Annotated in this window: 2 protein-coding genes; both read left to right on the top strand. The window is 65.2% G+C overall.

Annotated features, from left to right (window positions below):
- Positions 1–136 precede the first annotated feature (136 nt).
- Positions 137–12,433 carry a non-ribosomal peptide synthetase gene (locus tag BHC62_RS16940; RefSeq protein ID WP_070995597.1) on the top strand — a complete coding sequence of 4,099 codons (12,297 nt, stop codon included), beginning with the start codon at positions 137–139 and terminating at the stop codon, positions 12,431–12,433.
- The coding region (locus BHC62_RS16945) for a condensation domain-containing protein (protein WP_256324373.1) at positions 12,426–14,078 on the top strand (1,653 nt) is incomplete at its 3' end. The genes BHC62_RS16940 and BHC62_RS16945, both read left to right, overlap by 8 nt.

Consider the following 14,078-nt stretch of genomic DNA (forward strand, 5'->3'; position numbering starts at 1 on the left):
CGCTTTGCGGACTTCTCCCGGCTTTGATGTAACGCCTGATGACTGCACCCGCCTGCGCTAATTTTTCCCGTCTGGATTCGTTTTATAGGGACGACGTGCCTTTGTGCTTCCTGCCTATTGCTCCGGATCCCAAGAAATGAACGCTGAAGACTCCTTGAAACTTGCTCGCCGGTTTATCGGGTTGCCCCTGGAAAAACGCCAGATGTTCCTCCAGGCGCTGCAAAAAGAAGGGATCGACTTCTCGCGTTTTCCGATTCCGGCCCAGGTCGAGGCCGAGGATCGCCAGGTGTTGTCCTACGCCCAGCAGCGGATGTGGTTTCTGTGGCAATTGGATCCGGCCAGCGCCGCCTACAACCTGCCGGGAGCGGTGCGTCTGAAGGGGCGTTTGAGCCTGGCGGCGATCGAGCAGGCGTTTGCCAGCCTGATCGCGCGACATGAAACCCTGCGCACGGTGTTCCAGCGCCAGGCCGATGAGCGCCTGTTGCAAGTGCCCTGCGAGCCTGCGCTGGCGATCGAACCTCTGGATCTTTGCAACTTGCCGCCGGCCGAGCGCGAACAGGCGGTGATGGCCGCCGCCACCGCGCAATCGTTGCAGCCCTTCGACCTGGCCACCGGCCCGTTGCTGCGTGTGCAATTGCTCAAGCTTGCCGAGCAGGAGCATGTGTTGCTGTTGACCCTGCATCACATCGTCTCGGACGGCTGGTCGATGAACGTGCTGATCGACGAGTTCATCCGTTGCTATGACGCCTTTGAACGCCAGCAGTCGCCGCAATTGCCGGCCCTGCCGATCCAGTACAGCGACTACGCCCTGTGGCAGCGCCGCTGGCTGGAAGCCGGGGAGCAGGCGCGACAACTGGATTACTGGCGCGAGCAACTGGGCGATGAGCACCCGGTGCTGGAGTTGCCCCTGGACTTTGCGCGTCCAGCCGTGGCCAGTCATCAGGGCCAGCGTTTTGAGTTCGCGGTGCCGGCGCAATTGGCCGAAGGCGCGCGCTTGCTGGCGCGCCAGCAGAACGTGTCGTTGTTCACGGTGTTGCTGGCCGCCTTCAAGATCCTGCTGTTTCGCTACACCGGCCAGACCGACCTGCGGGTGGGCGTGCCGATTGCCAACCGGCACCGGGGTGAAACCGAAGGCTTGATCGGCCTGTTCGTCAACACCCAGGTCATGGCGGCGCACGTCGATGGGCAGGCGCGGGCCAGCGACTTGCTGCAGGTACTCAAGGACGTGGTCAATGGTGCCCAGGCCCACCAGGACCTGCCGTTCGAACGCCTGGTCGAGGCCCTCAAACCAGAGCGCAGCCTGAGCCACACGCCGCTGTTCCAGGTGCTGTACAACCACCAGCCGCAAGTGGCTGATCTTGAGGCGTTGGTGCTGGAGTCCGGCCTATCCCTGAGCCTGGTGGAGTGGCAAAGCCGCACCACCCAATTCGACCTGAGCCTCGACACCTGGGAGCAGGGTGGCACCCTGCGCGCCGCGCTGACCTTTGCCACGGACCTGTTCACATCCGCCACCATCGAACGCATGGCCCGTCATTGGATTCACATACTGGGCGGCATGGTCGACAACGTGCAGCAGCGTGTGGCCGAGTTGCCCATGCTGGATGCCGCAGACTACCAGCAGCAGATTCATGACTGGAACGCCACCGCCTCTGAGTACCCGCAACAGCGCAGTATTCATCGACTGATCGCCGAGCAGGTGGAGCGCCAGCCCGACGCCCTGGCCCTGACCTATGGCGCCAAGACCCTGAGCTATCGCCAGTTGGACCGCCAGGCCAATCAACTGGCCCACAAACTGATCGAACTGGGCGTGGGCCCCGAAGTGCGAGTCGGCGTGGCCATGCAGCGTTCCGACGCCTTGATCATCGCCTTGCTTGGCGTGCTCAAGGCCGGTGGCGCCTATGTGCCGCTGGACCCGGATTACCCCGCCGACCGCGTCGCCTACATGCTCGAAGACAGCCGCGCCCAGGTGCTGCTGACCGAGGCCGAGCTGCTCGCAGACTTGCCCGAGACCCAGGCCCAGGTGCTGTTGATGGATGACCTGGCCGACTACCCGCTGACGGCACCCGTCACGCAGGTCGAGCCCGACAACCTGGCCTACGTGATCTACACCTCCGGGTCCACCGGCAAGCCCAAGGGCGTGGCGATTGCCCATGGCAACGTACTGGCGCTGATCCACTGGTCGCAGCAGGTCTACAGCCGTGAAGATATCCAGGGCGTGCTGGCCTCGACCTCAGTGTGTTTCGACCTGTCAGTGTGGGAAATTTTCGTCACCCTGGCCAACGGCGGTTCGCTGATCCTCGCGCGCAATGCCCTGGAGCTGCCGGACCTGCCGGCCCGCGACCAGGTGCGCCTGATCAACACCGTGCCGTCGGCGATAAACGCCTTGCAGCGTGCCGGGCAGATCCCCGAGAGCGTGCGCATCATCAACCTCGCGGGTGAGCCACTGAAGCAGTCGCTGGTCGATAGCCTCTATCAGCAGCCGTCGATCAAACAGGTCTATGACCTGTACGGCCCCTCCGAAGACACCACCTATTCCACCTGGACGCCCCGCGAAGCCGGGGGCCAGCCGTGCATTGGCCGACCGTTGAGCAACACCCAGGGTTACATCCTCGATGCCGACTTGCAGCCCGTACCCACCGGGTCCGCTGCCGAGTTGCACCTGGCCGGTGCAGGGATCACCCGGGGTTATCTCGGCCAGCCAGCCTTGACCGCCGAAAAGTATGTACCCAACCCATTTTCCACCACCGGCGAGCGCCTGTATCGCACCGGCGACCTGACCCGTTACCGCCCTGACGGCGTCATCGAATACGTCGGGCGCATTGACCATCAGGTGAAGATCCGCGGCCTGCGTATTGAACTGGGGGAAATCGAGGCACGTCTGCTCAGCCACCCGCAGATCAAGGAAGCGCTGGTGATCGCCCAGGATGGCCGGTTGCTGGTGGCCTATGTGGTGCCGGCGGCCATGCCGCAGGATCAAGCGGCGTTCGAACAAACCTTGCGCGCGCACCTGGCCGAAACCCTGCCCGAATACATGCTGCCCACGGTGATCATGGCCTTGGCGCAGTTCCCCGCGACCCCCAACGGCAAGCTGGACCGCAAGGCCTTGCCACGGGCCGGCGAGGCCAAGGTGCAGGCGTTCAGTGCGCCTCAGGAGCCCCGGCAGTTGCTGCTGGCCGGGATCTGGCAGGACATTCTGGGGCTGCCGCAGATCGGCCTGGATGACAACTTTTTCGAGTTGGGCGGCGACTCCATCGTGTCGATCCAGGTGGTCAGCCGCGCCCGTCAGGCCGGCCTGCAACTGGCGCCCAGCGACCTGTTCCGCCACCAGACCCTGCGCAGCCTGGCCGCTGCCGCCCGCGAAGTGTCGACGCTGACCATCGAGCAAGGGCCGGCCCAGGGCCCGGTGTTGCTGACCCCGGTCCAACAATGGTTCTTTGCCCAGGATATTCCGGCTCGCGAGCACTGGAACCAGTCGCTGCTGCTCACCCCCCGGCAGCCGGTCAACGTCGCGGCACTGGCGGCCGCGTTGCAGGCGCTGGTGGCCCAGCACGATGCCTTGCGCCTGCGTTTCGTCGAGCGCGGGGAAGGCTGGGAGCAGGCGCATGCGGAATCGGCCACGGTGGACTTGTGGCAGCGCCAGGCCGCCAGCGTCGAGGCCTTGCGTGAGCAATGTGATCTCGCCCAGGCCAGCCTGGATCTGCAACGCGGCCCATTGATGCGGGCCATGCTGGTGGACATGGCCGACGGCAGCCAGCGCCTGTTGCTGGTGCTGCATCACTTGGTGGTGGATGGGGTGTCCTGGCGTGTGCTGCTGGAAGATCTGCAGCGCGGTTACGCCCAAGGCGTGGCCGGCGAACCCCTGGTGTCGGCGCACAAGACCAGTGCCTACCAGCAGTGGGCCGCGCGCTTGGACGACTACAGCCGCAGCCCGGCGCTGCTGGCCGAGTTGCCGTACTGGCGCGAGCAATTGCAGGGCGTGGCAACCGACTTGCCTCGGGATAACCCGCAAGGCCGGCAAACCCAGGCAGTGGCTGAGCATATCCGCCTGCGCCTGGGCCGCGAACAGACTCGGCAACTGCTGCAACAGGCGCCTGCGGCCTACCGCACCCAGGTCAACGACCTGCTGCTGGCAGCCCTGGCGCGCACGGTCTGCCAATGGACCGGCCAACCCTCGGCGCTGATCCAACTGGAAGGCCACGGTCGCGAAGAACTGTTCGACGATATCGACCTGACCCGCACCCTGGGTTGGTTCACCAGCCTGTATCCATTGCGCCTGACCCCCAGTGGCGAGCTGGGCGACACGCTCAAGGCGATCAAGGAGCAATTGCGCCAGGTGCCCCACAAGGGCATTGGCTACGGCGTGCTGCGCTACGGCGCTGCGGCTGACGAGTTGGCGGCGCTGGCCCAGCCACGGATCACCTTCAATTACCTGGGGCAGTTCGACCAGCAGTTTGGCGAGGATGCGCTGTTCGTGCCGGCCAGCGAAGGCGGCGGCCAGGCCCAGAGCCTGGAGGCGCCCCTGGCCAACTGGCTGAGCGTGGAAGGGCGGGTATACGCTGGCGAGCTGGAGCTGGACTGGAGCTTCAGTGGCGAAGTCTATCGTCGCCAGACCATTCAGGCCCTGGTGGATCACTGCGCCCAGACCTTGCACGAGTTGATCGAACATTGCCTCGATCCACAACAGGGCGGCGCCACACCTTCGGACTTTCCCCTGGTCAGCCTCGACCAGGCGCAACTGGAAGGCCTGGGCCTGCCCCTGGCGCAGATCGAGGACCTCTATCCGCTGTCGCCGATGCAGCAGGGCATGCTGTTCCACAGCGCCTACGACGCCGGTGGCGACGCCTATATCAACCAACTGCGCCTGACCATCGATGGCCTGGACGTGGAGCGGTTTGGCCAATGCTGGCAAGCGGTGCTGGAGCGCCATGAAGTATTGCGCGCGCGCTTCGTCTGGGAAGGCCAGGCGCAGGCGTTGCAAGCGATCCAGCGCTCGGTGCAACTGCCGCTGAAGGTGCTGGACCAGGCCCCCGACGACCTCGATCGATTGGCCCTCGAACAACGCAAACAAGGCTTCGATCTGCATCAGGCGCCGTTGTTGCGCCTGGTGTTGGTACCGCTGGCGGGCCAGCGTTATGAGCTGATCTACACCAGCCATCACATCCTGATGGATGGCTGGAGCAACGCGCAGTTGCTTGGGGAAGTCCTGCAACGTTACGCAGGGCACGTGCCTGCGCCGGTCAGCGGGCGTTATGCCGACTATGTGGGCTGGCTGCTGGCCCAGGACGCCCGCGCCAGTGAACAGTTCTGGAGCGCGCACCTGCAAGCGCTGGCCGCGCCGACCTTGCTGGCCAACGCTTTGCCGGCGCCGCGCTCAGGCAGCGGCCATGCCAGTCACCACCTGTTGCTGGATACCCACACCACGGCGCGCCTCGGGGCGTTTGCCCGGCACAACAAAGTCACCTTCAACACCCTGCTGCAAGCGGCATGGGCGATTTTGCTGCAACGTTATTGCGGCCAGCCAAGCGTGGCCTTTGGCGCGACGGTGGCCGGGCGTCCGGCCCATTTGCCGGGGATCGAGCAGCAAGTCGGGCTGTTTATCAATACATTGCCGATCATTTGCAGCCCGGATGCCACCCAAAGCGTCGCCAACTGGCTGCAACAGGTGCAGGCGCACAGCGTGGCCCTGCGTGAGCACGAGCACACGCCGCTGTACGACATTCAGCGCTGGGCCGGGCAGCCCGGCAGCGCACTGTTCGACACCTTGCTGGTGTTCGAAAACTACCCGGTGTCCCAGGCGCTGCAAGCCGGTGCTCCGGCCGGCTTGAGCTTCAGCGGGCTGCACAACCATGAACAGACCAGCTATCCGCTGACCCTGGGCATCGAGTTGGGTGAAACCCTGAGCCTGGATTTCAGCTACGCCCAGGCCGACTTCAGCCCGCAACAGATACACGCTATCGGCACGAGTCTGCTGCAATTGCTTGAGCAGTTTGTCGAGGATAACGGCCAGGCATTGGGCAGCCTGAGCCTGCGCGATCCAGCCTTGGAGCAAGGCGCAGTGCAGCCGGCGCTCGACCCACTGCTGGCGCACCAGCGTATTGAACGGCGCGCCGCGGCGACCCCGGATGCCCTGGCCTTGATCAGCGGTGACGAGCGCTGGACCTACACCGAACTCAACCAGCGCGCTAACCGCCTGGCCCACCGCCTGCGCGAGCAGGGTGTGATGCCCGGCCAGCGAGTCGGGCTGGCGGTGCGTCGCGGTGGGGCGATGATTGCCAGCCTGCTGGCGATCCTCAAGGCGGGTGCCGCCTATGTGCCGCTGGACCCTGATTACCCGGCCCAGCGCCTGGCCTACATGATTGATGACAGCGCCATGGACTTGCTGCTGCGCCAGCCTGGTGTGCTCGACGACGCCCTGGCCGATGCCCGCGTACCGTGCCTGCTGCTCGACGGTTCGGAGCGCGACTACCCGTGTACCAACCTCGTCAACCTGGCGCTGGCCGAGCACCTGGCCTACGTGATCTACACCTCCGGCTCCACCGGGCAGCCCAAGGGCGTGTCCATCGCCCATGGCGCGCTGCGCGAGTTCTGCACGATCGCCGCCGAATACTCGCAACTCACCCCGCAGGAGCGGGTGCTGCAGTTCGCCACGTTCAGCTTCGACGGGTTTGTCGAGCAATGCTTCCCACCGTTGTGCGAAGGCGCCTGCCTGGTGCTGCGCGGTGACGACACCTGGGACACCGCGACCCTGTACGAGCAGATCATCGAGCACGGTGTGACCCTGGCCGACTTGCCGGCGGCGTACTGGTTCCTGCTGGCCCAGGACTGGGCAGCGGACCCGCAGCGCAGTCGCGGGCAATTGCGCCAGGTGCATGTCGGTGGCGAAGCAATGTCGGTGGAAGGGCTCAAGCTCTGGCACGCCGCCGGCCTTGGCAGCGTGCGCTTGCTCAACACCTATGGCCCGACCGAAGCCACGGTGGTATCCAGCACCCACTTGTGCCAACGGATGGATGCCGACGCGGCCAATGGCGTGCCGATTGGCCGTGCCTTGCCGGGGCGGGCGCTGTATGTGTTGGATCGCGACGCCAACCCGCTGCCCGATGACGTGGTCGGTGAGTTGTGCATTGCCGCGTGCGAGGGCTTGGCCCAGGGTTATCACCAGCGTCCGGCGCTGACTGCCGAGCGCTTCATTCCCGACCCATTCGCTGCCGTGGCTGGCAGCCGCGTGTACCGCAGCGGCGACCTGGCGCGCCGGGACGCGGCGGGCGTGGTGCATTACTGCGGGCGGATCGACCATCAGGTGAAGATCCGTGGGTTCCGTATCGAGCTCGGCGAAATCGAATCGCGGCTGCTGCAACAACCCGGTGTCCGTGACGCAGTGGTGCTGGCCCATCAGGGCGCAAGCGCCCAGCAACTGGTGGCCTATATCGTGCCGGCGCAGGCCGAGCCGGCCTTGCGCGAGCGGCTCAAGGCCAGTCTCAAGGCGAGCATGCCGGACTACATGGTGCCCACCTACTGGATGCTGCTCGACCACTTGCCGCTGACCCCCAACGGCAAACTCGACCGCAAGGCCCTGCCAGCGCCGGACGCCAGCTTGTTGCAACACGATTACGTGGCACCGGTCACGGCGCTGCAACAGCAACTGGCGGCTATCTGGCAAACGGTGTTGAACCTGCCGCGCGTGGGGTTGAACGACAACTTTTTCGAACTGGGCGGCGATTCGATCCTGTCGATGCAGGTGGTCAGCCGAGCCCGTCAGGCGGGCCTGCACTTTACTGCCAAGGCGTTGTTCGAGCAGCAGACCATTCACGGCCTGGCCACTGTAACCCGCAGCGGCGATGGCTTGCCGAGCATCGACCAGGGGCCGGTGGCCGGCGGCATGCCGTTGCTGGCGGTGCAGCAGGCCTTTTTTGACGAGGAGATTCCCCAGCGTCAGCACTGGAACCAGTCCGTGCTGCTGACGCCCCAGCAGCCTTTGGACAGCGCACGACTTGCCCAGGCCTTGCAGGTGCTGGTTGCCCATCACGATGCGTTGCGCCTGAGGTTCCAGCAGCACGGCGAGCAATGGCTCGCCAGCCACGGCGAGGCGTCAACCCCTGCACTGCTGTGGCAGCACCGGGTCAACGATGAAGCCGAGCTGCAGGCGCTGGCGGATCAAGCCCAGGCCAGCCTGGACCTGCAACACGGCCCGCTGCTGCGCGCGGTATTGTTTGATAAGGCCGATGGCAGCCAGCGCCTGCTGGTGATCATCCATCACCTGGTGGTCGACGGTGTGTCCTGGCGCATCCTCCTGCAAGACCTGCAGGACGCGTACCGCCAGCCCGCTGTGGGCCTGCCGGCCAAGACCACCGCGTTCAAAACCTGGGCCGAGCAACTGCAAGGGCTTGCCCGCAGCCCCGCGCTGCAAACCGAGATCGCGTTCTGGCAATCACTGCACGCAACCGACAACCATCTGCCGGGCGCCAAGCCTGGTGCCAGCCTGCGCAGTCGCGATGGCGTGACGCTCGACACCCGCCTGGATGCCGACCTGACCCGGCGTTTGTTGCAGGAGGCACCCGCGGCCTATCGCACCCAGGTCAATGACCTGCTGCTGACGGCATTGGCGCGGGTTATCACGCGCTGGACCGGGCGCCACGAAGTGCTGATCCAGCTCGAAGGCCATGGCCGTGAAGAGCTGTTCGACAACCAGGACCTGACCCGCACCGTGGGCTGGTTCACCAGCCTGTTCCCGGTACGCCTGGCACCTGCCGAGGCGCTGGGCGATTCGATCAAGCAGGTCAAGGAGCAACTGCGCGCCATTCCCAATCGGGGCGTAGGCTTTGGCGCCTTGCGTTACCTGGGCGACGCTGCCGTGCAGCAAACCCTGGCAGCGCTGCCGCTGCCGCGTATTACCTTCAACTACCTGGGCCAGTTCGACAGCAGCCTCGAAGGCGGGCAAGCAGCTTTGTTCGTACCCAGTGGTGAACACGCCGGGCTGGAACAGCACCCGGATGCGCCACTGGGCAACTGGTTGACCCTCAACGGCCAGGTGTTCGACGGCGAGCTGTGCCTGGGCTGGACCTTCAGCCAGCAGATGTTCGACGCCGCGACCATTGAGCCACTGGCCGATGCCCTGGCCGTGGAACTCAAGGCGCTGATTGAGCATTGCACGACCCGTGGCGAACACGGCGTGACGCCGTCGGACTTCCCGCTGGCGGCGTTGACCCAGGCGCAAGTGGATACGCTGGCTGATGTGCCTGCAGCCATCGAGGACATTTATCCGCTGTCAGCCATGCAGCAAGGCATGTTGTTCCACAGCCTGCTGGAGCAGGGCGGCGGCGATTATGTCAACCAGATGCAGGTCGGCATCGATGGCCTCGATCCCGAACGCTTCCGTGCGGCGTGGCAGGCGGTGGTCGATGCTCACCCGATCCTGCGCACGGCCTTCGCCTGGCAGGGTGGTTTGCCGCAGCCGGTGCAGGTGGTGCACAAGCAGCTTGAAGTACCGTTCAGCGTGCTCGACTGGCGTGACCGCAACGATCAACCGGCGGCACTGCAAGCGCTGGCCGCTGCCGAGTTGGCCCAGGGCTTTGCGTTGAACCAGCCAGGGCTGTTGCGCCTGGTGCTGGTGCGCCTGGATGAGCGTCGTAGCGAGCTGCTTTACACCCACCACCACATCCTGATGGATGGCTGGAGCAACTCCCAACTGTTGGGCGAAGTGCTGCAACGCTATGACGGCCAGGTGCCGACGCCGTCGGTGGGGCGCTATCGCGATTACATCGCCTGGCTGCAACGCCAGGATCAACAGGCCGGCCAACAGTTCTGGAGCGCCAACCTGGCGGCACTGGAAGAGCCGACCTTGCTGGCCCAGGCGGTCAGCGCCCCGGGGCCGGTGTTTGGCAGTGGCCATGGCGATCACTACCTGACGCTGGATGTGGAGCAAACCCGCCGTCTGGGCGAGTTTGCCCGCCAGCAGAAAGTCACCCCCAACACCCTGGTGCAAGCCGCGTGGCTGCTGCTGTTGCAACGCTATACCGGGCAGGACTGCGTGGCCTTTGGCGCCACGGTTGCCGGCCGCCCGGCAGACCTTGCGGGTATCGAGCAGCAGGTTGGGTTGTTTATCAACACCTTGCCGGTGATTGCCAGCCCGCGCGCCGAGCAAACCGTCAGCCAATGGCTGCACGCCGTACAGGCGCAAAACCTGGCCCTGCGCGAGCATGAGCACACGCCATTGTTCGATATCCAGCGCTGGGCCGGGCACAGCGGTGACGCGCTGTTCGACAGCCTGCTGGTGTTTGAAAACTACCCGGTGGCCGAAGCCCTCAAGCGCGGTGCGCCCCAGGGGCTGGTGTTCGGTGAGGTACGCAGTGTCGAGCAGACCAACTACCCGCTGAGCCTGCTGGTCAGCCTGGGTGAGACCCTGACGGTGCATATGCGCTTTATCCATGCGCATTTTGGCGTCGGCACCATCGACGAACTCAGCGAACATTTGCGTCACCTGCTGCTGGGCATGCTCGATCAGCCCGAGCTGGCGCTGGGTGGTTTGTCGATGCAAGGCGTCGCCCGCCAACGCCAGGTGGTCGCGCAATGGAATCCGCCAGCGGTGGAATACCCGCGCGAGCAGTGCATTCATCAATTGTTCGAGGCCCAGGCCGAGCGCGCGCCCGATGCCGTCGCCCTGGTATTTGGCCAACAGTCGCTGACCTATGGCGAGCTGAACCGCCAGGCCAACCAACTGGCCCACCGGCTGCTGGCCGAAGGTGTCGGGCCGGACCATCTGGTGGGGATTGCGGTGGAGCGTGGCTTGCCGATGATCATCAGCCTGCTGGCGATCCTCAAGGCCGGTGGCGCCTACGTGCCGCTGGACCCGGCTTACCCGGCCGATCGCCTGGCGTACATGATGCAAGACAGCGGCCTGGGCTTACTGATTACCCAGGCGCCGCTGCTCGGCGCGCTGCCGATTCCGGGCGGTGTGCAGGCACTGGTGCTGGAGGGCGAGGCGGGCTGGTTCGCCGGTTATCCGAGCCACAACCCTCCCGCGTCGGCGGGGCCGGACAACCTGGCCTATGCGATCTACACCTCCGGTTCCACCGGCAAGCCCAAAGGTGTGATGGTGGCCCATGGCGCCCTCGGCAACTTCATTGCGAGCATGGCCCGCGCACCGGGGCTTGCGGCGGGTGAGCGGATCCTCTCGCTGACGACGTTCTCGTTCGACATCTTCGGCCTGGAGATCTACCTGCCGCTGACCGTCGGCGCCTGTGCGGTGCTGGTGGACAAAGACACCACCCTCGACCCAGACGCAATCCTCACCACGGTCGCGACCCAGCGCGTCAACACCCTGCAAGCCACGCCCTCGACCTGGCGCATGTTGCTCGACAGCCCGCAGGTGGCGGCATTGCAAGGCTGCACCTTGCTCTGCGGTGGCGAAGCCCTGGCCGATGAACTGGCGGCACGCATGCTTGCCCTCGGCGGCGTGGTGTGGAACCTCTACGGGCCGACCGAAACCACCATCTGGTCGGCCGCCCATCGCCTCGACGGCCAGCCATGGCTGGGCCGGCCCATCGACAACACCGCGTTGTACATCCTCAGCCAGGACGGCGCGCTGGCCCCGGTCGGCGTGCCCGGCGAGCTGTTGATCGGCGGCGATGGCCTGGCGCGCGGCTACTTCCAGCGCCCCGGCCTGACTGCCGAGCGCTTCCTGCCAGACCCATTCGGTGCCCCCGGCCAGCGCCTGTACCGCACCGGCGACCTGGCGCGTTATCGCGTCGAAGGGGTGATCGAGTACCTCGGACGCCTGGACCACCAGGTGAAAATCCGCGGCTTCCGTATCGAACTGGGGGAAATCGAGGCGCGCATCCAGGCCCAGGACACGGTGCGCGAAGCGGCCGTGGTGGCCCTGGACGGCCCCAGCGGGCCACAACTGGTGGGCTATGTGGTGCTCGCCGAAGCTACCGATAGCACTGAACAACACGCAGCGTTGCGCGAGTCGATCAAGGCCGGCCTCAAGCAGCACCTGGCCGACTACATGGTCCCGACACACCTGGTGTTTGTCCCCCAGATGCCCCTGACCCCCAACGGCAAGCTGGACCGCAAGGCCCTGCCGGCCCCGGACGTCAGCCAGATGCAACAGGCCTATGTGGCGCCGGTTACGCCGCTTGAGCAGCAACTGGCCGAGATCTGGCAGCAAGTGCTCACGGTCGAGCGTGTGGGGCTTGGCGACAACTTCTTCGACCTCGGTGGGCATTCCCTGCAAGTGGTGGTGATGCTGTCCCGGGTGCGGGCGGTGCTTGGGGTGGACGTGGCCGTGAAGGACTTTTATGCCCAGGGCAGCCTTGGGGCGTTGGCCCAAACGTTGGCCAACGCGGTCCAGGACGACGGCCTGGGAGATGACTTTGACCTGATCTTCGATGCCCTCGATGAGCTGGAGCAGGAAAACCTGGAGGAAAGCAATGCTTAACAAAACTGCGGAACTGGTGGCGCGCATCAAGGACTTGAGCGCACCCAAGCGCGCGCAACTGTTCAGCAAGCTGGAGCAACAGGGCGTCAACGTCGCGCGTTTTCCGATTGTGCCGGCGAGCGAAACCGGGCCTCAGCAACTGTCGTATGCCCAACAGCGGCAATGGTTTCTCTGGCAGTTCGACCCTCAGGGCAGTGCCTATAACATCTGCGCGGCATTGCGTTTAAAGGGCCAACTGGATGTCGAGGCGCTGCAATGCAGCCTGTCGCAGCTGTTGGCGCGCCATGAAGGCTTGCGCGCCGGCTTTGTGCAGCAGGATGAGCAGGTGCGTTGCATTGTCCGGCCCATCGAAGCGCTGGAACTCGTGGTAGAGGACGCTGCGGCGGGCGACCCCGAGTCCGCAGTCAAGGCCTTTGTCCAGGCGCAGAGCAGCCAGCCGTTCGACCTGCAACATGATCTGCTGCTGCGTGCCGCACTGTTGCGCCTGGCGGACGATGAGCATGTGCTGGTGCTGACGCTGCACCACATCATCACCGATGGCTGGTCGATGCAGATTATGATCGATGAGCTGCTGGCGCTGTACATCGCCCAGGTCACGGGTACGCCCTGTGAGTTACCGGCGCCGGTCATTCAATACGCCGACTACGCCGCCTGGCAACGACAGTGGCTGGAGGCCGGGGAAGGGCGTCGGCAGCTGGATTATTGGCGCGCCAGGCTGGGCAGCGAGCACGTGTTGCTTGAGCTACCGGTGGATCGCCCACGCCTGGCGCCGCCGGACCAGCGCGGCGCGACACTGCCGCTGGCGTTGGACCGCGCCTTGAGCGACGGCCTCAAAGGCTTGGCGCAGCAGCAAGGGGTGAGTCCGTTCATGCTGTTGCTGGCGTCGTTCCAGGTGCTGTTGCACCGCTACAGCGGCCAGTCGGATATCCGGGTCGGCGTGCCCACCGCCAACCGCAACCGGGCCGAGACGGAGCGGGTCATCGGCTTTTTCGTCAACACCCAGGTGATGCAGGCCACGCTCGACAGCCAGCAGCCGTTTGCGGACTTTGTGCAAACCGTCAAGGCCGCCGCCCACGAGGCCCAGACCTGGCAGGACCTGCCGTTCGAGCAATTGGTGGAGGCGCTGCAACCCGAGCGCAACAGCCTGCACACGCCGTTGTTCCAGGTCATGTTCAACCACCAGATGGAAGCCGGGCGGTTTGCCGATGGCCAACCCTTGGGGGGTCTGCTGTGTACCCCCGTCGACTCGGAAAACCTCAGTGCGCCGTTCGACCTGACCCTCAACACCTTCGACGGCCCCGACGGCCTGTCGGCGGCGCTCACCTATGCCACCGATATTTTTGACGCCTCGACCGTCGAGCGCATGGCGCGGCACTGGCAGGCCTTGTTGCAGGGCATGGTCGATGATCCCCGGCAGCGCATCGGCCAATTGCCGATGCTCAGCGCCGCCGAACAACACCTGGCGCTGCAAACCTGGAACGCCAGCGCCGCCGACTACCCCCGTGACAGTGCCATCCACTCCTTGATCGAGTCCCAGGCCGCCAGGACCCCGGATGCGCTGGCATTGGTGTTTGATACCCAATCGCTGACCTTTGCCCAGCTCAACCAGCAGGCCAACCGCCTGGCTCATCGCCTGATCGAAAGC

Origin of the sequence: Pseudomonas sp. 06C 126, from assembly GCF_001855215.1 — a bacterium.
Classification (GTDB): Bacteria; Pseudomonadota; Gammaproteobacteria; order Pseudomonadales; family Pseudomonadaceae; genus Aquipseudomonas; species Aquipseudomonas proteolytica.

Bases quoted from the DNA above. Each gene is read 5' to 3' on its own strand.
- BHC62_RS16940 (WP_070995597.1), top strand. From the start codon at position 137: ATGAACGCTGAAGACTCCTTGAAACTTGCTCGCCGGTTTATCGGGTTG.